A 20,070-nucleotide genomic window follows, 5' to 3' on the forward strand; every position below is an offset into this window, starting at 1 on the left:
TACCTCGTCGCCGTGCGGCGGTTTTCCCGGTAGGTTGCACGCCGTGGAGGAGATCGACCGCGCTATCGTCGCCGCGCTGACCGCCGACGGCCGTCTGTCGTACACCGACCTGGCCGAGCGGGTGGGGCTGTCGGTGTCCGCCGTGCACCAGCGGGTCCGCCGGCTGGAGCAGCGCGGGGTGCTCAAGGGGTACGCCGCCCGGGTGTCGTTCGAGGCGTTGGACCTGCCGCTGACCGCGTTCGTGGCGATCCGGCCGTTCGATCCGTCGCAGCCGGACGACGCCCCGGAGCGGCTGGCCCACCTACCGGAGATCGATTCCTGCTACTCGGTTGCGGGGGAGGACTTCTACCTGCTGCTGGTGCGGGTGGCCAGCCCCACGGACCTGGAGCGGGTGCTGCAGGAGATCCGTACCTCGGCGAACGTCACGACCCGGACGACTGTGGTGTTGTCCACGCCGTACGAGAACCGGCCGCCGAAGATCAGCGCTGGGGCGCCGAGTCGGTCGCGGTCCCGGGCGCCGGGGGAGCCGGCTGGTTCCACCGCAGGATGACCTGCCGGCCGTGTTCGTGACCGAGCGCGCTGACCGTGGCGGTCTCCAGGCGTAGCCGTCCGCCGGCGGACGGGGGCAGGCCGATCCAGCGGGCGCCGAGCACCCGCAGGCTGTGCGCGTGCCCGACCAGCGCGACGGTGCCCCGGTCGAGCAGCGGGGTGACGCGGGCCAGCACCCGGTCGAGCCGTTCGCCCACCTGCGCGGGGGACTCCCCGCCGGGGCAGCCGTCGGTCCAGATGTTCCAGTGCGGATTGTCGTCGTGGATGTCGACTGTGGTGCGGCCCTCGTATTCGCCGTAGTTCCACTCGCTGAGGTCCTCGTCGACGGCGTCGACGGTGAGCCCGGCCAGCTGCGCGGTGCGCAGCGCCCGGGAGCGGGGGCTGGCCAGCACGGTGACGAAGCGCCGGCCGGCCAGGAACGCGGCCAGGGTGCGGGCCTGTCGCTCGCCGTCGGGGGTCAGCTCCAGGTCGGTGTACGAGGTGTGCCGCAGGCTGGCGCTCCAGGTGGTCTCGCCGTGCCGGATCAGCAGGAGCTCTCCCATGCGGTCAGTTAACCATCGTGGGGCCGGGCCGACAGGCGACCCACCCACAACCTATCTTCCTAGGATGCCCTACAGGGTGTGTGCCGCCCCGCACCACCGGTTTCGGCACCCGGAGACCGGGCAAGCGAGCCGGGACAACCGCCAGACCGAGGAGGCGCGATGAGCTTCACCGAGAAGGCCAAGAACAAGGCTGAGCAGATGGCCGGCGCCGCGAGGGAGCGCGTCGGCGACATGACCGACAACGAGCGGATGCGTGGCGAGGGCGCCAGCCAGCAGAGCGACGCGCGCGCCAAGCAGGCCGGTCAGAACGTCAAGGACGCCGGTCGCAACGTGAAGGACTCCTTCACGAAGTGACCTGAGCGCGTCCGCGGATCCCCGGGTGGCAGTTGCCACCCGGGGATCCGTCATGGCCGCCTCGGTGGCCAGGTGAGACTCTCTGCCCCGCCGATCTTGCACTTACTGTCCCGACATAAGGGACCTTCGACCCATGTCGGCAACCGAAGGCGCAAGATCGGCGGGGTTGGGCTTGAGCCCTGGGGGACAGTGAGGTCGTTTCGCGTCTGCGATGATCTGCGGCGTGATCCGACCTCGGCTCCGCCCATTGTGGTGTGGCGTACTGGTTGCAGTGGGCCTCGTCGGCGGTGTCGCGTGCTCGGCGTCCCGGGTGCCGCCGTCGGACCGTCCCGTCTTCGTCGGCTCGTCCGCCTCTCCGGCCGCGCCGACCGCCAGCGGCACGCCATCGCAGGCGGTTGCGACGCCGACGGCTCCCGCCACCCCGCAGGCTGTCCCGGGTGCCACGCGGGTGGGGACCAGGGCGCCGGTGGTGGATCACGGGCCCCGTACCGGTGCCAAGGTCGCGCTCACCTTCGACGCGGACATGACCGACGGAATGTTGGCCAGCCTGCGGGCCGGCCGAGTGAAGTCGTACGCGAACCTGCGCATCCTCGATCTGCTGGAGCGCGAGCGGGTGCCGGCGACGTTCTTCCTGACCGGCAAGTGGGTGCAGCGGTATCCGGACGTGACCCGGCGGATCGCCGGCAACCCGCGCTTCGAGTTGGCCAACCACACCTACGGGCACGCGGCGTTCACCGCCGACTGTTATGACCTGCCTCGGCTGCCGGTCGACAAGTTGGCCGCCGACGTGGCGAAGACGTTCGAGGTGATCGAGCCGTACGGGGGTCGGCAGACCCGGTACTTCCGGTTTCCGGGGTTGTGCCACGACGCGGCGGCGCTTGACGCGTTGGCGCCGCTGGGTGTGACGGTGGTCGACGGGGACGTAGTCAGCGGTGACCCGTTCGCGACGGCGTGGAAGCCGTTGGTGCGGGCGGTGTTGGACCACGTCCACCCCGGATCGGTGGTGATCATGCACGTGACCGAGGCGAACGCGGCGATGACCGATGAGGCGTTGCCGCACATCCTGGCCGGGTTGCGGGAGCGAGGGCTGGTGCCGGCGCCGTTGTCCGAGGTGCTGGCCGAGGGCTGAGGCTCAGCTTTCCCGCACGTCGTCGACGGTAAGGACGATCTTGCCGCGGCGGGGTCCGTGCTCGGCCGTCCGGTGTGCGTCGGCCGCCTTCTCCAGGGGGAAGGCGGCCCCGATCGGCACCGTGAACCGGCCCTCGGTGAAGAGGTCGGCTGCGGCGGGCAGGCCGTGGCGGCCGTCGGGTTCGCCGGCCAGTTGCCCCATGGACAGGCGGACGCCGTGGGTGGGGGCGGTGAAGTCGGCCACTGTGAGCACCGCTGTCGGGTCGCCGGTGAGGTGGAGCAGCTCGGTCAGGGAGCCGGCGCCGGCGACGTCGAGGGCGCGGTCGATCCGGGTCACGCCCAGGGCGTCGAGGCGGGTGGTGAGGTCGGGGCCGTAGGTGACAGGTGTCGTCCCGAGTTGGCGGAGGAAGTTGTGGTTGTCGGCGCGGGCGGTGCCGATGACGTGGACGCCGCGGGCGGTGGCGAGTTGGACGGCGGTGCTGCCGACGCCACCGGCGGCGCCGTCGACGAGGAGCGTCATGCCGGGCCGTAGGTCCAGCAGGTCGAGGGCACGGGTGGCGGTTTCGATGCTGGTGCCCGCCGCGCCCGCCTGGGCCCACGGCATGGTGGTGGGCTTGTGCGCCCAGAGCTGTAGTACCGCGAACTGTGCGCTCGCGCCGCCGAGTGTGGCCAGCTCGACGATGCCGAAGACATGGTCGCCGAGGGTGACCCCGTCGACGTCGTCGCCGATCTCGTCGACGATGCCGGCCGCGTCGACGCCGGGGATGTGTGGCAATGGCAGTTGGGCGCTCATCGGGGTGCGGCCGGAGCGGAGGCCGACGTCGACGGGGGAGACCCCGGCGGCGTGGACGCGGATGCGGATCTGGCCGGCCCGGGGCCGTGGCGGGGTGGTGGTGCCGAGGTGGAGTACCTCGGGGCCGCCGAACCGGTCGTACTGCACGGCGAACATCAGGGGCTCCTCTGCCTGGGGTGACGTGGTGGTGGTCGTACCGTAGGCATGGAAACGGAGCAGGCGTTCCGCTGTGGGGTCAAGTGAGAGGGGGCCGGTCGGAGATGTCTCAGATGCAGCGTGCCGATGCCCGGTCCAACCGTGATCGGGTGGTGGCGGCGGCACGGGAGGCGTTCGCGTCGGCGGGGCTCGAAGTGCCCATGCGGGAGGTGGCGCGACGGGCGGGGGTGGGTGTGGCGACCCTGTACCGGCATTTTCCGACGCGTACGGAGTTGGTGGCGACGGTCCTGGCCGAGCGGGTGGACGATTGCGGTGTGCAGGTGCGCCGGGCGCTCGATGACCCGGACCCCTGGCGGGCGCTGTCCTGCGTGGTGCGCGAGTTCGCCGAGCGGCAGATCCATGACCGGGCGCTCAACGAGGCGTTGTTGGGGCCGGGTGAGGTGAGTGCGGCGTTTCAGCGGGAGCGGCGGGAGCACGCGCAGGCGTTGAACGTGCTGGTCGGGCGGGCCCGGGCGGCGGGTGTGCTGCGCGACGGCGTCGACGTGGACGACGTGCGGGCCGGTCTGTTGGCCATCGCGTCGCTTCGGCGGTTGCCGGCGGCGACGAGCGCCCGGGTGATCGGTCGGGTCGCCGATCTGGTGCTCGCCGGTATCCGCGCCTGACTGGTGTGGGCTGTCGGCGGTGCTGGCCGGGGGTTGAGCCGGCCCGGGCAGCCAGGGTCTTTACGCTCGTTCCGCTTCGAGGGATGCCCTCTCGTCGTCACCGTGGCGGGTGGACCGCCGGGCGTCGGTCACCAGCATCAGCACCAGGATGGCGATGGTGGTGACGAGCTGGACGGTCGCCGGAAGAGTGACGCCGATGGCGGCGGTGGCCAACGCGGCCATCGGCGGCGAGTCGGGCCAGGGGGACGGGCAGGCGTAGGCGCGGCGTACGGCGGCGATGCCGACCAGGCAGAGCGCGCCGCCGCCGGTGGGAGCGTCGGGTAGTGCGACGGCGCTGAGCAGGAAGCCGGCCATGCCGGCGAAGAGCAGCAGTCTGGTGGCGTTCTGTCGGGGTGGCAGGTGGTTGTTGAGCCAGGCAGGGAGCGTCGTGGGTGGTGGTCGGCTGTGCCGGCCGCTGCTGGTGCCGCGCGTTGCGAGGTGGTTTTCGAGGGCTGTCACGGTTGGGGTCCTACCGGACATGGAGTGGATGTGAGCTCCGGCATTGAGTACTACGAGGACCGCTTCCGGCGCGTCTATCTTGAGCACTTCGAGCCGCTGTTGGCGTACGCGCTGAGGCGTGTCGCGCATCCCGAGGACGCGGCCGACGTCGTCGCGGAGACCTTCCTGGTCGCATGGCGGCGCAGGCATGACATTCCGGCCGACGATGAGGCTCGGCTCTGGCTGTACGGGGTGGCCCGACGGGTGTTGGCCAATCATCACCGGGGTGGGGTTCGCCGCCAGCGGCTGGGTGAACGGCTGCGTGAGCAGATCGCCGTCGCGGTCGCCGCCGATCCGGGCAGTGAGGTGCCCGAGCGGCTCGCTGTCCGGGCGGCGTTGGCGGGTCTGGGTGAGCTGGACCGTGAGGTGTTGATGCTCACCGTGTGGGAGGGCTTGCAGCCGCGCGAGGTGGCCGCGGTTCTGGGGGTCGGTCCCGCCGTGGTGCGGACACGGCTGTCGCGGGCGCGAGCGAGGCTGCGGGAGATGGTCGGTGACGACCTCGGGCCGCCTGGACATGTACTCGACGTGCTGACCGCAGCGACCCGGAAGGAGCAGAGATGACCGAGGAACATTTTGACCGGCTGGTTCGAGAGGCCGATCCCGCTCGGTTGGACCTCGTCGGACAGTTCGACGCGGTGAAGGAGAGCCTTCTGGGGGAGATCATGTCCGAGTCGACGCTCGGTCGGTTCGTGGAACCACCGCGACGGCAACCGAGAGTGCGTCGCTTCGCTGGCGTGGCGGCGGTGGTCGTGGTTCTGGCCGGCGTCCTGGCCGTCTCTGTTCTGCCGGGCGAGCCCGAAGAGGTCGGGGAGGTGGCTTCCGCTCCCAGCGCCGGTGCTCCGGTCGTCTACTCGCCGGTGGCGATGCGGGCCGCGGAAAAGAATCCGCGGTTGCTGATCAACCGGCCCGGCTGGAAGGCGACCAACGTGTCCGGGTTCACCCAGGAGGCGGGCACCATCACCTTTCGAAACGGTGGACGCGAGCTGGAGTTCGACTGGTATCCGGCTGACGGTTACGCCGACCGTTACGCCGACCGGCTCCACGTCAGTCGTCCGAAGGCTGTGCAGGTCGATGGCTGGCCGGGTGACCAGTTCGAGTATTCCGCCAGCGACTTCGAGGTGTTGCTCCGTCCCCGTGACGGGGTCTTCGTCGAGTTGCAGACCGGGGGTGACTGGTCCCGGAAGGAGTTCGCCCGGGTCCTCGCGAACGTCGTCCGGGCGGATGCGCGTACGTGGTTGGGCGCGCTTCCGCCGGAGATCGTCATTCCCGAGCGGGCGCGGGCGCGGGCGAGCGAGGTGCTCGCGGACGTGCCGCTCCCGCCGGGCTTCGACGTCGCGACCCTGGTTGACGTCGGCATCAACGATCCCTACCACTTCGGTGCCGCTGTGACGTCCCGGGTGGGTTGCGGGTGGATCGCGGAGTGGCAGCGGGCGCGGGCGAGCGGGGACGAGGCCGGGGTGCGGCGGGCCGTCGAGGCGCTGCGGAGCAGCCACGGGTGGCGGGTGCTGCGGGACATGGACAAGGCCGGCGACTGGCCGGAGGTGTTCTGGGAGTACGCCGACGAGATCGCGGCCGGGACGTTGCGGCCCTCCTATGTCCAGGGCCTGGACTGCCGGTGACGGAGGACGGCGGCGTCCCCGGGAAGACCACCCCGGGGGCGTCGCCGTCGGTGGGTCAGTCGTCGCGGTGGTCGTTCCACCACTGCTGGCCGCCGGCGGGCAGGGTGTCGATCGGGTCGTAGTAGGCGTAGCGCTTGTTGAGCGCCTCCAGGTCGGCGGATTCGATGGAGGTGCGGTAGTTCTTCGTCCAGTAGGAGATGCCGCGCTCACGGTCGTAGTCGGTGAGCATGTGCACCCAGCGCTTGCCGACGAAGGGGACGTCGCAGACGATGCGGGGGGTGGCGTAGCCGGGGAGGTAGCCCATGATGTCGTGCTGGAGTTGTTGGGCGTGCCAGACCGGGACCCGCCAGTGTTCGGCGTTGGGGATCATGTCGCACATGTAGAAGTAGTACGGCAGGATCCCGGCTTCGCCCTGGAGGGCGAAGCAGAGGTCGAGCAGTTCCGGGGTGGTGGCGTTGACGCCGCGCATGAGGACGCCCTGGTTGCGGACGTCGCGGACGCCGACGTCGAGGGCGGTCTGGGCGGCCTTGGCGACCAGTGGGGTGAGTGACTGGGCGTGGTTGACGTGGGTGTGGATGGCGAGGTTGACGCCGCGGCGGGCGGCGGTGCGGGCGACGCGCTCCAGGCCCTCGACGACGTCGGGTTGTAGCCAGTGTTGGGGTAGGCCCATGAGGGCCTTGGTGGCGAGTCGGATGTCGCGGACCGTCTCCAGTTCGAGCAGCCGCATGAGGTACGACTCGAGGTTGCGCCAGGGGACGTTGGCGACGTCGCCGCCGGAGACGACCACGTCGCGGACGCCGGGGTGGGCCTTGAGGTAGGCGATGTGGGCGTCGTAGCGGTCGACGGGCTTGAGGGTGAGTTTGAGTTTGTCGACGGCGGGGGTGGAGTTGCCGACGAGGTCCATACGGGTGCAGTGCCCGCAGTACTGGGGGCAGGTGGAGAGCAGTTCGGCGAGGACCTTGGTGGGGTAGCGGTGGGTGAGCCCTTCGGCGACCCACATGTCGTGCTCGTGGAGGCTGTCGCGGCTGGCGTAGGGGTGTGAGGGCCAGTCGGTGCGCCGGTCGGAGGCGACCGGGATCATGTAGCGGCGGATGGGGTCGGCGAGCAGCGCCTCGGTGGTGAGGGGCGCGAACGGCACCATCGTGTTGATCATCTGGGGTGGCACCAGCATGGACATGGTGGCCAGGGCCAACTGGTCGGCCTCGACGTCGGCGTAGAAGGTCTCGTCGATCAGGTCACCGAAGACGGCGCGGAGCTGCTTGATGTTCTTGACGCAGTTGACGCGCTGCCACTGGGCGGATTCCCACTGGTCGCGGGTGACGTGGCGCCAGCCGGGGAAGCGGGTCCAGTCGGGTTCGACCAGGGGGCGGCGGTGGTATTCGTAGGGCTGCCCGGCGGAAGGTGCGGCGACCGGGACCTGACGGGGTTGGGGGATGGTCTGGGTCACGGCCCCTCCTCGGTGTTACGGCTGATCATCGAAGCCCGAAGGCTACTGGAAAATATTCGGTACAGAAACTAGTCTGCCGTAAGTTTTCCCGTTACGCGAGCCTTGACCGGGGCTTCGGACGGCTGGGCAGGGGAGGTTGGCGTGACGTCACCGGTGGGACTGCACCGCGTCGTGCAACCGGCGGGGGTGCTGCCGCAGGCGGCCTGGCGGCTGGACGCGTCGGCGGCGATCGGGCCGAACGAGGTGCGGATCCGGGTGCAGCGGCTCAATCTGGACGCGGCGAGCTTCCGGCAGTTGTCGGAGAAGCACGGCGGGAACGGTGACGCGGTCCGCGCCGAGGTGCTGGAGATCATCGCGACCCGGGGGAAGATGCAGAACCCGGTGACCGGGTCGGGTGGGATGCTGATCGGCACTGTCGAGGAGGCCGGCCGGCGGTCCCCGCTGGGGCTCAGGGCGGGCGAGCGGGTCGCCAGCCTGGTGTCGTTGACGTTGACGCCGCTGGTGATCACCGACGGGTTGGCCCGTTGGGACGGGCGCAGCGAGCAGGTGCCCTGTGACGGGTGGGCGATCCTCTTCGCGCGGTCCATCGCCGCGGTGCTGCCCGACGACGAGGACCCGCAGTTGTCCCTCGCCGTGTTGGACGTGTGCGGGGCGCCCGCGCTGACCGCCCGGGTGGTGTCGCGCTATGTCGAGGAGCGTCGTCGTAGCGGTGATCCGACGCCGGTGCGGGTCGCGGTGATCGGTGGGGCGGGTAAGAGCGGGTCGCTGTCTCTCGCGGCGGCGCGACGGGCGGGCGCCGCGCGTACCGTCGGGGTGGTGCCGGTGGCGGCGGAGCGCGACGCGCTGACGGCCGCCGGGCTGGCGTCGGTGGTGGCGTTGGCTGACGCGCGTGACCCGGTGGGGTTGTCCACGGCGGTGACCACCGCGCTGGGTGTGCCGGCGGACGTGACGGTGGTCTGCGTGGACGTGCCGGGGTGTGAGCACGGGGCGGTGCTGGCCACCGCGGACGGCGGCACGGTGATCTTCTTCTCGATGGCGACGAGCTTCTCCGCGGCCGCGTTGGGCGCGGAGGGGTTGGCGGCGGACGTGACGATGCTGGTGGGCAACGGGTACGTGCCGGGGCACGCGGAGTTGGCGCTGGGGTTGCTGCGGGCCGAGCCGGGGGTGCGTCAGCTGTTCGCGGCGCGGGTCGCGGCAGACTGAGGCCATGACGAACCCCTCGACGTTGTACCGCGGCGGCGTGCTGCACTGCCCCGCCGACCCGAGCGCCACCGCGCTGCTGGTGTCCGGTGGGCGGATTGCCTGGTTGGGAACCGACGGTGACGCGCCGCCGGCCGACCGGGTGGTGGATCTGGGCGGGGCGTTGGTGACGCCGGCGTTCGTCGACGCGCACGTGCACGCCACCGACACCGGGTTGGCGTTGTCCGGGCTGGCGTTGTCCGGGGTGCGCTCGGCGGGGCAGCTACTCGACGCGGTGGCGGCGTTCGCGGCGGACCTGCCGGCGGACGCGGTGGTGCTGGGGCACGGCTGGGACGAGTCGGGTTGGTCGGATCCGACGTTGCCGGACGCGGCGGCGCTGGACCGGGCGGCCGGTGGTCGGCGGGTGTACCTGTCGCAGGCGTCGCTGCACGCGGCGTTGGTGTCGTCGGCGTTGCTGGCGGCGTGCCCGCAGGCGGTGCAGGCGACCGGGTACGACGCGTCAGGGTGGCTGCGGCGCGACGCGCACCACGTGGTGCGGGCGGCCGCGCAGGGGTCGGTGAGTCGGGCGCAGCGGGTGGCGGCGCAGCGGGTGGCCCTCGCGCACGCGGCGTCGTTGGGGATCGCTGCGGTGCACGAGTGCGGTGGCCCGGAGATCTCCGACGAGGAGGACTTCACAGGTCTGCTGGGCATCTCCGGCGCGGGGTTGCCGGAGGTGTACGGGTACTGGGGCGAGTTGGGTGGCGCGGCGCGGGCCCGGGAGTTGGGCGCGGTCGGCGCCGGTGGCGACCTGTTCGCCGACGGGGCGTTGGGGTCGCGGACGGCGCACGTGTCGCAGCCGTACGACGACGGTGACGGTGACGGCTGCGGGCACGGGTACCTGTCGGCCGAGCAGGTGCGCGACCACCTGCTGGACTGCGCGGCGCACGGCATGCAGGGCGGTTTCCACGCCATCGGTGACGTGGCGATCGGGACCGTCCTGGACGGGTTCGCGGCGGCGGCGCAGACGGTGGGTGTGGAGCGGTTGCGGGCGGCCCGGCACCGCATCGAACACGCGGAGATCATGAACAAGCGGTTGATCGCGCGGTTCGTGGAGTACGGGGTCGTGGCGAGCATGCAGCCGGCGTTCGACAGGTTGTGGGGTGGCGCGGGCCGGATGTACGAGGCGCGGTTGGGGTTGGACCGGTCGTTGGAGTCGAACCCGATGGGTGCGATGCACTCGGTGGGGGTGGCGTTGGCGTTCGGGTCGGATTCACCGGTGACGCCGCTGGACCCGTGGGGGTCGGTGCGGGCGGCGGCGGCGCACCACAACCCGGCGCAGCGGATGGGTGTGCGCTCGGCGTTCGCGGCGCACACCCGTGGTGGGTGGCGGGCGGTGCACCTGGACGTCGAGGGGGTCCTCGCGTTGGGTGCGCCGGCGACGTTCGCGGTGTGGTCGACGCCGGCGGGGGTGGAGCGGGGTCTGCCGGTGTTGCTGGCCGAGGACCCGGAGCTGCGGGGTCCGGACGACCCGACGCCGCTGCCGGTGTGCCGGCGCCTGGTGCTGCGCGGTGAGGTCATCTATGAGGAAGGGTCGTCATGACCGGGAAGCTTGATCTTGATCCGGTGCTGGTGGCGCGGGCGCGGGAGTTGGCGCGTCGGGCCGGGCAGCCGGTGGTGGACCTGGCGCGCAGCCACACCACCGTGTCGGTGGAACGGGCGGTCCTGCGGTTGGCGGGGGTGAGCGGCGCCGACCCGGACGGCATTCCGTGGGTGAACCGGCTCGTCGACGCGGTCGCCGCGGACGTGGGGTTGGGCCACGGGGTGGCGGTGCCGGTGTTCGACGCCCTGGTCCGCGAGGGCAGCACCGACGTGACGTTGCTGGCGCAGAAGGCCGCCGCCGGGTCGGTGCGGTTCACCCAGCCCACCGGGCGGGCGGCGACGGCCGCCCGGTCGGCGGCGCGTAAGGCGGTCGGCGCGGGTATCCGGCGCATCGACCGGCGGCGCGCCGAACGGGACCGCCTCGTGAAGCGTCACGGCGACCCGGCGCAGCGGCCGTGGATCTACCTGATCGTCGCCACCGGCGACATCTACGAGGACATCCCGCAGGCGCAGGCGGCGGCGCGGGCCGGCGCGGACGTGATCGCGGTGATCCGCTCCACCGGGCAGTCGTTGCTGGACTACGTGCCCGAGGGCGCGACCCGGGAGGGGTTCGCCGGCACGTACGCCACGCAGGAGAACTTCCGGCTGATGCGCGCGGCGTTGGACGAGTCGTCGAAGGAGGTGGGCCGCTACGTGCGGTTGACCAACTACGCGTCCGGGTTGTGCATGCCGGAGATGGCGACCCTGGCCGGGTTGGAACGCCTCGACATGATGTTGAACGATTCGATGTACGGGATCCTGTTCCGCGACATCAACCCGGTGCGCACGTTCGTCGACCAGCGGTTCTCCCGGCAGGTGCACGCCCGCGCGGGGATCATCATCAACACCGGTGAGGACAACTACCTGACCACCGCCGACGCGGTCGACGAGGCGCACACGGTGACGGTGTCGCAGCTGCTCAACGAGTTCTTCGCGCACGAGGCGGGGTTGGCGGACTGGCAGTTGGGGTTGGGGCACGCGTTCGAGATCAACCCGGAGGTGCCGGAGTCGTTCCGGTTGGAGCTGGCGCACGCGTTGTTGGCCCGGGAGTTGTTCCCCGACGCGCCGTTGAAGTGGATGCCGCCGACGAAGCACATGACCGGTGACGTGTTCCGGGGCAATCTGCTCGACGGGTTCTTCAACCTGGCGGGCGCGCTGACCGGTCAGGGGATCCTGCTGGTGGGGATGATGACCGAGGCGGTGGTGACGCCGTGGTTGTCCGATCGGGACATCGCCCTGCAGAACGTGCGCTACGTGCTGGGTGCGGCCGGTGGGCTGCACGAGGACTTCGTGCCCGCGCCGGGCGGGTTCATCCGCCGCCGCGCCAACCAGGTTCTCGGTGAGGCACTGGACCTGTTGGAGCGCATCGGGGAGCAGACGCTGCTGACGGCGATCGCCGAGGGCACCTTCGGGATCATGAAGCGGCCCGCGGACCGCGGTAAGGGTCTCGCCGGGGTCGCCGCGCACGAGGCCGACTACTGCAACCCGGCCACCGACATCCTGGAGGCCGCCGCGTGAGCAAGCAGATCGTGCGCCCGTACGGGGACACCACAGGTGACGGGATGGTGCAGGTGTCGTTCACCCTGCCGGTCGGTCACGACAAGCGCGCCGAGGGCGCGGCGGTGCAGTTGGCCAACAAGATGGGCATCGACCCGGCGATGGTGGTGCACGCCAAGCCGATGGGCGACGGGTTCACGTTCTTCGTCGTCTACGGGCGGGTCAACCACCTGGTCGACCTCAACGTCGTGCAGGTGGTGGAGCGTGACTTCGCGCTGCTGTCGGCGAAGGACGTCAACACGGTGATCAAGCAGCGGTTGCGGCGCAAGCTGTCAGTGGTCGGGGCGTGCATCGGCACCGACGCGCACACCGTGGGCATCGACGCGATCCTCAACGTCAAGGGCATCGCGGGGGAGAAGGGCCTGGAGTACTACCGGGAGTTGAAGGTCACCAACATGGGCGCGCAGGTCAGCGTGCCGGAGCTGGTGGAGACCGCCCGGGCGGAGAGGGCCGACGCGGTGCTGGTGTCGCAGGTGGTCACGCAACGCGACGCGCACCTGCACAACACCCGGGAGATGTCGGCGGCGTTCCGGGAGGCGATGCCGGCGGGCCGGCGGCCGCTGCTGATCGTCGGTGGTCCCCGGTTCGACGAGACGATGACCGACGAGTTGGGCGTGGACCGGATCTTCGGTCGGGGCACCACGCCCGGCGAGGTGGCCAGCTACCTCGTGCACGCCCTCATCACGAAACGGAAGGCGATGGCATGACCGACGCACGGCTCGGGTTGACGGTGACGCACCGGCGGTATGTGCCGTACTCGCATGCCCACTACGCCGGGAACCTCGTCGACGGGGCGTACGCGCTCGCGTTGTTCGGCGACGTCGCCACGGAGGTGTGCATCCGCACCGACGGCGACGAGGGCCTGTTCGCCGGGTACGCCGACGTGCGCTTCCACGCGCCCATCCACGCCGGGGACGTGGTGCAGGTGACCGCGCAGGTGTCGCGGGTGGGCACCCGCAGCCGCACCCTGGAGTTGAGCTGCGCGGTGGTGTGCCGGGGCCGTCCGGACCGTTCCGCGTCCGCCGCCGAGGTCCTCGACCCGCCGATCGTGGCGGTCACCGCGACCGGCACCGTGGTCGTCCCCGCCGCGTCGTGACCCTGGCGGTCTGCGCGGACGTCGGCTCCACGTACACGAAGGTGGCGGTGGTGGACCTGGCCGCCGGTGTCCTCGTCGGCGCGGCGTCGGCGCCCACCACGGTGGGCACCGACGTGCTGCACGGCCTGGACGCCGCGGTCGCGGCGGCCACCGCCGGGCTCGGCGTGCGCGACGTGCCGTGGTACGTGTGCTCGTCGGCCGGTGGTGGGCTGCGACTGGCCGTGATCGGCTACGAGCCGCTGGTCACCGCGCAGGCCGGCCGGCGGGTCGGGTTGTCCGCCGGCGCGCACGTGGTGCACGTCGCGGCCGGGCGGCTCGGCGCCGCCGACCTGACGGCGTTGCGGGCGGCCCGATGCGACGTGGTGCTGCTCGTCGGCGGCACCGACGGCGGCGACGCCGACACCATCACCCACAACGCCACCCGCCTGGCCCGGGCCCGGTGGCGCACACCCGTGGTGTACGCGGGCAACGCCGACGTACGCGAGCAGCTCACCGGGCTGCTGCGCGACGCCGGGGTGCCGGTCACCGACGCCGACAACGTCCTGCCGCGCATCGGGGTGCTCGCCCCGGCGTCGGCGCGGGCGGCGATCCGCGCGGTGTTCCTGCGCCACGTCATCGGTGGTAAACGACTGTCGAGGGGCGCCCGGTTCGCGCGGCTGGTGCGGGCGGCCACCCCCGACGCGGTGCTCACTGGTGTGGAGGTGCTCGCCGACACCCTCGGTGGTGACCTCGCGGTGGTCGACGTGGGTGGGGCCACCACCGACGTCTACTCGGTGCTCACGCCCGACGAGCGGGCCACCGGGCCGGGCCGGGAGGTCGCCGGCAGTCTGTGGCGGGCCCGCACCGTGGAGGGCGATCTGGGCATGCGGTGGAGCGCCCCCGGTGTCGTGCGCGCCGCCGCCGAGGAACGGCTGCTCGCCGCCGGCGAGTCCGACGAGCTGGGCGCCGCGGCGGCGCGCCGGGCGGCCGACCCGGCGTTCCTGGCCGGCGACGACGTCGAGCGGGCCGTGGACCGGCGCATCGCCACCCTCGCCGCGACGGTGGCGCTGCGCCGGCACGCCCGGGGCGCCGCCACCGGTGAGCGGGCCGGGCGGGACCTGCGCGACGTGCGGCTGCTGGTGGGCTCCGGTGGGGTGCTGCGGCACGCGCCGACGGACGTGTCCGGGCAGGTGCTGACGGCGGTCCTGGCCGACCACGCCGGCGGGTGGGCGCTGCCGCGCGCCGCCGCCGCTGTGGTCGACGCCGACTACGTGTTGGCCGCCGGAGGGCTGCTCGCCGAGGAGCACCGGGCGGCGGCGCAGGCACTGCTGCGTCAGCATCTGCGTACGCATTGAGACACGCCGACCCGACACGCCGTGGCGCAACACACGACAGGCCGGCTGCGGGTTGACAACCGACGGGGGTCGGCACGTACCGTCTTTGAGTCCTACCACGGGAAGCGGCTGTTGTTCGCTTCGTCCCTTCGTCCGCTGGCCGAGCGACATTTTCAGCGTCATCGTCGCGGCGGCCAGGTCCAGCGGGCGGGGGTCGGCGGGGCGGCGCGAACCGGCCGCGGTTACCGGTGTACGGGCAGGGTGAGGTGCACGGCCAGTAGACAACGGCCCGGCGGGGGCAGCCAGTCCACGTCCGGTCGGTCCGAAGGTCGTCGTGCCCCATCCTCGCCACACCGGCCGGGAAGGGCCTGGGAGCATCGGGGCGCGGCGCGAGCCGCGCCCCGATTTCATGTCTGCCGGGCGGTTCGTGCCCGACGGCCCGACGCGGTCGGTGCACCCGCCAGCCAGGTAACCTTCGCCCCGTGATCGAGGTGAAGCGGTGACGACCCTGGACCGGGATGAGACGCACACCCCGGCGGCGCTGCCCCGGCCGGTCGTTGCGGGTCGGCCGCTGCCGCTGAGGGTCGCCGTGCCCCTGGCCGTGGCCGCCGGGCTGGCCCTGCTGGTGGCGTTCCCCCCGTACGGGGTGTGGCCGCTCGCGCCCGTCGGGGTGGCGTTGCTGGCCGCCGCCGCGCACCGGCGGCGGTTGCGCGCCGGCGCCGGCCTGGGCTTCCTGACCGGTGTGGCGTTCTTCGCCCCGCTGCTGGCCTGGACGAACCTGCACACCGGCTACCTGCCGTGGGTGCTGCTGTCGCTGTTGCAGGCCGGCTACCTGGCGCTGCTGGGCGCGGCCACCGCCTGGGTGTCGCCGCTGGCCGACCGTTCCCGCTGGGCGTGGCCGGCGCTGACCGGGCTGCTCTGGGTCGGGCAGGAAGCGCTGCGCGACCGCACCCCGTTCGGCGGGTTCCCGTGGGGGCGGTTGGCGTTCAGCCAGGACACCTCACCTTTGCTGCGCCTGGCCGCGCTGGGCGGCGCCCCGCTGGTCACCTTCGCCGTGGCCCTCGTCGGCGGGTTGCTGGTCACCGCCGCCTGGCGGGGCTGGATCACCGCCCAGCGCCCCGCACCCCCGCACACCACCCCGCCGCCCCCGGACGGCACCCAGGACACCGTGGCGGGCCCTGACGGTCCGCTGGAGGCCCCGCCACGCGCCGCGGTCCCGGCGGCCCGCCGGTGGGCGCCGGTGGTCGTACCGGCCGTCGTGGCCGTCGCGCTGACCGCCGGGGGTCTGCTGGTGCCGGTCGCCACGGCCGGGTCCGGCGCAGGAGTCACCGTGGCGATCGTGCAGGGCAACGTGCCCCGGCTGGGCCTGGACTTCAACGCCCAACGGCAGGCGGTGCTCAACAACCACGTCGACGCCACCATCGAGCTGGCCGGTCGGGTCGCCGCCGGGCAGCAGCGGCAACCAGACGTGGTGGTGTGGCCGGAGAACTCCAGCGACATCGACCCGCTGAAAAACCCCACCGCCGGGGCGCGGATCTCCCAGGCCGCCGACACCATCGGCGCGCCGATCCTGGTCGGCGCGGTGCTGCTGGGCCCCGGCGCCGGGGAGGTCCGCAACGCGGGCATCCTGTGGCGCCCCGGCACCGGCGCGGACCTCGACCAGCTGTACACGAAACGCCACCCGGTGCCGTTCGCCGAGTACGTGCCGCTGCGCGACGTGGCCCGGATGGTCAGCAAACAGGTCGACCTGATCCGCAGCGACTTCGTCGGTGGAAGCACCCCGGGCGTGGTACGCGCCGGCCCGGCCGTGCTCGGTGACGTGATCTGCTTCGAGGTCGCCTACGACGAGGTGGTCCGCGACACCGTCACCGGCGGGGCGCAACTGCTGGTGGTGCAGACAAACAACGCCACCTTCGACGTGGCGGAGGCCCGCCAGCAGATGGCCATGGTGCGGCTGCGGGCGGTGGAGCACGGGCGGCCGGCGTTGATGGCCTCCACGGTCGGCGTGTCCGGGTTCGTCGCACCCGACGGGCGGGTAAGCGATGCCACCGGGTTCAACACCCGGGAGGTCGTGGTGCGGCAGTTGCGCCTCGACGACGGACGCACCCTCGCCACCCGCCTCGGCTGGTGGCCCGAGGTGGCGCTCGCCGCGCTGGCCGCGGCGGCCCTGCTCGGCGCGGCGGTGCTGCGCCGGCGGCAGCGGGTCATGCCCGGATAGCAACAGCCGGTACGCCGGCGGGAGCGGAGGAACCGTGATCCAGGCGACCGATACGATCCGACGCCCGGACGAGGTGCCCGGGGTGGGCCGGGTGCTGGTGGTGATCCCCACCTACAACGAGGCCGACAACATCGCCGCGATCGTGGGCCGGGTCCGGCGCGCCGCCCCGGCGGTGCAGATCCTCATCGCCGACGACAACAGCCCCGACGGCACCGGCGCGATCGCCGACGCCCTCGCCGACGGCGACGCGCACGTGCAGGTGCTGCACCGCCACGGCAAGCAGGGCCTCGGCGCGGCGTACCTGGCCGGGTTCGGGTGGGCGCGCGAGCGCGGCTATCAGGCGGTCGTGGAGATGGACGCCGACGGGTCGCACGCCCCGGAGGATCTGCCGGCGCTACTGGACGCCGCCCGCGACGCGGACGTGGTGATCGGCTCCCGGTGGACCAGCGGCGCGCGGGTGCTCAACTGGCCGTTGCGGCGGCTGTTGCTGTCGCGCTGCGGCAACCTGTACGCGCGCCTGGCGCTGGGCATGCCCGTGTCGGACGCCACCGGCGGTTACCGGGTGTACCGGATCAGCGCCCTCGACGCCATCGACCTGGAGTCGGTGACCTCGCAGGGCTACTCGTTCCAGGTGGAGCTGTCGCGGCTGGCGCACCAGGCCGGGGTGCGGATCGTGGAGGTGCCGATCACGTTCGCCGAGCGGGAGCACGGCGACAGCAAGATGAGCCCGAAGATCGTGGCCGAGGCGCTGTGGCGGATCACCGCCTGGGGTGTGCGCGACCGCCGTCAGGCGGTCCGCCGGGGTCTGCACGGCACCGCCACCGGCCAGGCACGGTGGCCGTGAACGGGTCAGGCGCGGTGGCCGTGAGCGCGGCCGTGTCATGCTGGATGAGCGGGGCACGTCCGTGGTGTCCGCAGGATTGGCGATGAGGTGAGATGCGCCGAGGACTGAGGTTCGTACCGTTGGCCCTGTTGCTGGCGGTGGTGCTGGAGCTGGCGGTGTTCGTCGGCGTGGGACGGGCGTTGGGGTTCGGGGCGGCGGTGTTGCTGGTGTTCGCCGCGTCCCTGCTCGGGTTGGTGCTGCTGCGCCGTGAGGGCATGCGCGCCTGGCGTGGGTTCCGCTCCGCGGCGGCGGCCGGGCAGCCCCCGGGTGGGCAGGTGACCGACGGGCTCGTCGGGTTGGCGGGCGCGCTGTTGCTGGCGGTGCCCGGTCTGGTCAGCGGGCTGGTGGGGTTGCTGCTGCTGGTGCCGCCGGTGCGTCGACTGGCCCGCGCCGGGGTGCGCCGTGCCACCGAGCGGCGGGTGTCGTCGATGGTCGCCGGTGACCTGTTCGGGCCCCGCACGGTGCGGGTGCGCCAGGGCGCGCCGCAACCGACCCCGCAACCGACTCCGGAGCCGCAACAGCCGGTGGTGGTCGACGGCGGTCGGGCCATCGAGGGCGAGATTGTGGAGCCCGGCCGGCACTGAGACCCAGGCCACCACCGCGCACAGACATGACGACGCCCCCGGGGTTTCCCCGGGGGCGTCGTCGTTGTACGTCGTGCGGCTCAGGCGCGGCCGCGACGGGTCCGAACCTCCTGCAGCCGCTCCTCGAGGATGTCCTCCAGCTCGGCGATCGAGCGCCGCTCCAGAAGCATGTCCCAGTGGGTGCGCGGCGGCTTGGCCTTCTTCTGCTCCGGCTCGTTGCCGTCGACGAGTCGGGCGACGCTGCCGTCGAACTTGCATTCCCAGGTCATCGGGACCTCGGCGTCGACGGCGAACGGCACCTCGAACTGGTGGCCCTTGGCGCAGAGGTACTCGCGGGTCTGACGCGGCGCGAGCTCCGTGTTGCGGTCGGATTCGTAGCTCACCGCGCCAAGGCGGCTTCCGCGCAGCATACGCTCGCCCATGATCGACTTCCCCTCGTTCGTGGTGCTGGTCTTCTGGGTGTAACGGTGCGTCCCCGCCGAGCCATTCCCGCCCGAGGGCGTGAGGCGTCCACGGGTGGGCCGGGACCAAGGGTAGCCGGCCGGGACGGTCACCCGGTGAGGTGATCCCCAGGCCGGTCGCGACGACGGTGTGTGTCCGCGGCCACCGGGGAGGTTAACCGCCCGAGCCTACCGAAGGTTGCGCCTCGATCATCAGGTGGCGTCGCTGGGAGCGGCGGCACCGAGGCGGGCCAGCGCCAGCGCCAGGTCGCTGACCTGGTCACCGAGCTGCGCCACCCGCCGCTGGGCCAGGTCCCGATCGGTCTCGGCGGCGTCGAGTCGTACCGTCAGGGCGGTGCGGTGACCCTCGGCGGTCGCGGTGGCCTGCCGGGCCACGGACAGTTCGGCGGTGAGCGTGTCGCGGTGGGCGGCCAGGGCGGCCAGCTCCGCGCGTAGCCGCGCGGCCAACTCCGCGGCCTCCTGCCGGGCCTCGTCGGCCTGCCGGGCGGCGACCTCGGCGCGGTCGCGGGCCCGGTCGGCCTGCTCGCGCGCCCGGGCGGCGTCGGCGGCCTCCGCGCGGGTGCGTGCCGCGTCGGCGCGGGACTGCTCGATCTGGCGCCGGACGTCCTGCACCTCGGCCTGCCACCGCCCGGCCCGCTCGGTCGCCTCGGCGGCGGCCCGGGTGGCCCGTTCGGCCTCGGCGCGCAGCGCGTCGCGTTCCACGCCCAGGTCGGTCACCCGCTGCCGTTCGGCGTCGCGTTGCGTGCGCAGGTCCCGTACCTCGGCGCGGGCCTGGTCGCGGTCGCGCTCGGCCTGGGCGCGCAGCGCCTCGGCGGCGCTGGCGTCGTGGCGCGCCTGGTCGCGGGCGGCCTCGGCGTGCTGCGCCTGTTCGTCGGCGGCGGTGGCCTGCCGCTGCGCCTGCTCGGCGCGCTGGCGGGTGTCGTCGGCCTCGGCGCGGGCGTCGCGGGCCTGCTCGCGGGAGCGCGCCGCGTCGGCCGCCGCCGCCTCGGCGTCATCGCGGGCCTCGTCGCGTTCGGTCTGCGCCGCCGCGATCTCGGTGGCGGCCTCCGCGCGGGCCTGGGCGAGCTGCCGCTGCACACCCACCGGGGACAACTCGGCGTGCAGCGACTCGGTCAACGTCTCGACGATCTGGTCGAGCCGGTCCACCGCCTCCCAGGTGCGGGCCACCTGCCCGGGCAGACCGGGGGCGTTGCGGTGCCGCATCCGGCTGTTGCGGGAGGCGCGCTGGCAGGCGCCGTCGTTGTCGCGGCAGTAGCGAAACGGTCGGCCCGCGCCGACACGCTGCGGCACCGGCCGTCCACAGTGGGCGCAGGGGCGGGTCTCGGTGGTGCTGGGCTGGGCGTCCATCGAGGGC

The 20,070-nt window shown here is 72.6% G+C and carries 21 protein-coding genes; 15 read left to right on the forward strand and 6 right to left on the reverse strand.

Going from position 1 to position 20,070, the window contains the following annotated elements:
* Positions 1-43 precede the first annotated feature (43 nt).
* Positions 44-550 (forward strand): Lrp/AsnC family transcriptional regulator, encoded by a 507-nt coding sequence (locus IW248_RS09205; RefSeq protein WP_196926600.1) that lies wholly within the window; start codon positions 44-46, stop codon positions 548-550.
* Here the strand turns inward: IW248_RS09205 and IW248_RS09210 are convergent.
* Positions 480-1,091 carry a histidine phosphatase family protein gene (locus tag IW248_RS09210; RefSeq protein ID WP_196926601.1) on the reverse strand — a complete coding sequence of 204 codons (612 nt, stop codon included), beginning with the start codon at positions 1,089-1,091 and terminating at the stop codon, positions 480-482. The genes IW248_RS09205 and IW248_RS09210 overlap by 71 nt on opposite strands.
* Positions 1,092-1,250: 159 nt before the next feature.
* On the opposite strand from IW248_RS09210, the gene IW248_RS09215 reads away from it, so the two are divergent.
* Together IW248_RS09215 and IW248_RS09220 are read left to right on the forward strand one after the other, a co-directional pair.
* Positions 1,251-1,445 (forward strand): CsbD family protein, encoded by a 195-nt coding sequence (locus tag IW248_RS09215; protein ID WP_196926602.1) that lies wholly within the window; start codon positions 1,251-1,253, stop codon positions 1,443-1,445.
* A gap of 469 nt (positions 1,446-1,914) precedes the next feature.
* On the forward strand, positions 1,915-2,574 hold the full coding sequence (locus IW248_RS09220) for a polysaccharide deacetylase family protein (RefSeq protein ID WP_307787875.1): 660 nt from the start codon (positions 1,915-1,917) through the stop codon (positions 2,572-2,574).
* A 3-nt stretch (positions 2,575-2,577) separates the two neighbouring features.
* Here IW248_RS09220 and IW248_RS09225 read toward each other — a convergent pair whose 3' ends face one another.
* Positions 2,578-3,522 carry an NADP-dependent oxidoreductase gene (locus IW248_RS09225; protein WP_196926604.1) on the reverse strand — a complete coding sequence of 315 codons (945 nt, stop codon included), beginning with the start codon at positions 3,520-3,522 and terminating at the stop codon, positions 2,578-2,580.
* Positions 3,523-3,635: 113 nt separating this feature from the next.
* Between IW248_RS09225 and IW248_RS09230 the strand changes: the two genes are divergently transcribed.
* Positions 3,636-4,184, forward strand: a complete 549-nt coding sequence (locus IW248_RS09230; RefSeq protein ID WP_196926605.1) for a TetR/AcrR family transcriptional regulator — start codon at positions 3,636-3,638, stop codon at positions 4,182-4,184.
* A gap of 60 nt (positions 4,185-4,244) precedes the next feature.
* Here IW248_RS09230 and IW248_RS09235 read toward each other — a convergent pair whose 3' ends face one another.
* Positions 4,245-4,682 (reverse strand): hypothetical protein, encoded by a 438-nt coding sequence (locus IW248_RS09235; RefSeq protein ID WP_196926606.1) that lies wholly within the window; start codon positions 4,680-4,682, stop codon positions 4,245-4,247.
* A gap of 30 nt (positions 4,683-4,712) precedes the next feature.
* Here IW248_RS09235 and IW248_RS09240 point away from each other — a divergent pair, with 30 nt between their 5' ends.
* Both IW248_RS09240 and IW248_RS09245 read left to right on the forward strand, forming a co-directional pair.
* Positions 4,713-5,282, forward strand: a complete 570-nt coding sequence (locus IW248_RS09240) for an RNA polymerase sigma factor (RefSeq protein ID WP_196926607.1) — start codon at positions 4,713-4,715, stop codon at positions 5,280-5,282.
* Positions 5,279-6,340, forward strand: a complete 1,062-nt coding sequence (locus IW248_RS09245; RefSeq protein WP_196926608.1) for a hypothetical protein — start codon at positions 5,279-5,281, stop codon at positions 6,338-6,340. The genes IW248_RS09240 and IW248_RS09245 overlap by 4 nt, the downstream gene beginning before the upstream one ends.
* Positions 6,341-6,395: 55 nt before the next feature.
* Here IW248_RS09245 and IW248_RS09250 read toward each other — a convergent pair whose 3' ends face one another.
* A complete protein-coding gene (locus IW248_RS09250) occupies positions 6,396-7,787 on the reverse strand; it encodes a KamA family radical SAM protein (RefSeq protein ID WP_196926609.1) in 1,392 nt (463 codons plus the stop codon).
* Between the two features lie 141 nt (positions 7,788-7,928).
* On the opposite strand from IW248_RS09250, the gene kdd reads away from it, so the two are divergent.
* The 9 genes from kdd (at position 7,929) to IW248_RS09295 (ending at position 18,255) form a co-directional block, all read left to right on the forward strand.
* Entirely contained in the window at positions 7,929-8,990 is a 1,062-nt protein-coding gene (gene kdd / locus IW248_RS09255) for an L-erythro-3,5-diaminohexanoate dehydrogenase (RefSeq protein ID WP_459541115.1), read from the forward strand.
* A 4-nt stretch (positions 8,991-8,994) separates the two neighbouring features.
* On the forward strand, positions 8,995-10,566 hold the full coding sequence (locus IW248_RS09260) for an amidohydrolase (protein WP_124822996.1): 1,572 nt from the start codon (positions 8,995-8,997) through the stop codon (positions 10,564-10,566).
* Positions 10,563-12,122, forward strand: a complete 1,560-nt coding sequence (gene kamD / locus IW248_RS09265; RefSeq protein WP_196926610.1) for a lysine 5,6-aminomutase subunit alpha — start codon at positions 10,563-10,565, stop codon at positions 12,120-12,122. The genes IW248_RS09260 and kamD overlap by 4 nt, the downstream gene beginning before the upstream one ends.
* Complete coding sequence (kamE, locus tag IW248_RS09270; RefSeq protein WP_307787876.1) at positions 12,119-12,868, forward strand: lysine 5,6-aminomutase subunit beta; 750 nt, start codon at positions 12,119-12,121, stop codon at positions 12,866-12,868. The genes kamD and kamE overlap by 4 nt, the downstream gene beginning before the upstream one ends.
* Positions 12,865-13,257 (forward strand): 3-aminobutyryl-CoA ammonia lyase, encoded by a 393-nt coding sequence (gene kal / locus IW248_RS09275; protein WP_124822994.1) that lies wholly within the window; start codon positions 12,865-12,867, stop codon positions 13,255-13,257. Before kamE ends, kal begins: the two co-directional genes overlap by 4 nt.
* Complete coding sequence (locus tag IW248_RS09280) at positions 13,254-14,591, forward strand: glutamate mutase L (protein WP_196926611.1); 1,338 nt, start codon at positions 13,254-13,256, stop codon at positions 14,589-14,591. Before kal ends, IW248_RS09280 begins: the two co-directional genes overlap by 4 nt.
* A 487-nt stretch (positions 14,592-15,078) precedes the next feature.
* Positions 15,079-16,788, forward strand: a complete 1,710-nt coding sequence (lnt, locus tag IW248_RS09285) for an apolipoprotein N-acyltransferase (protein ID WP_231396964.1) — start codon at positions 15,079-15,081, stop codon at positions 16,786-16,788.
* Between the two features lie 34 nt (positions 16,789-16,822).
* Positions 16,823-17,632 carry a polyprenol monophosphomannose synthase gene (locus IW248_RS09290; RefSeq protein ID WP_088948163.1) on the forward strand — a complete coding sequence of 270 codons (810 nt, stop codon included), beginning with the start codon at positions 16,823-16,825 and terminating at the stop codon, positions 17,630-17,632.
* Between the two features lie 92 nt (positions 17,633-17,724).
* Entirely contained in the window at positions 17,725-18,255 is a 531-nt protein-coding gene (locus tag IW248_RS09295; RefSeq protein WP_196926613.1) for an FxsA family protein, read from the forward strand.
* Between the two features lie 80 nt (positions 18,256-18,335).
* Here the strand turns inward: IW248_RS09295 and IW248_RS09300 are convergent, their stop codons facing one another.
* Both IW248_RS09300 and IW248_RS09305 read right to left on the reverse strand, forming a co-directional pair.
* Positions 18,336-18,677 carry an RNA polymerase-binding protein RbpA gene (locus tag IW248_RS09300; RefSeq protein ID WP_030489777.1) on the reverse strand — a complete coding sequence of 114 codons (342 nt, stop codon included), beginning with the start codon at positions 18,675-18,677 and terminating at the stop codon, positions 18,336-18,338.
* A 231-nt stretch (positions 18,678-18,908) separates the two neighbouring features.
* Positions 18,909-20,063, reverse strand: a complete 1,155-nt coding sequence (locus IW248_RS09305) for a coiled-coil domain-containing protein (RefSeq protein ID WP_196926614.1) — start codon at positions 20,061-20,063, stop codon at positions 18,909-18,911.
* Positions 20,064-20,070 lie beyond the last annotated feature (7 nt).

It is taken from the genome of Micromonospora ureilytica (assembly GCF_015751765.1).
GTDB lineage: Bacteria > Actinomycetota > Actinomycetes > Mycobacteriales > Micromonosporaceae > Micromonospora > Micromonospora ureilytica.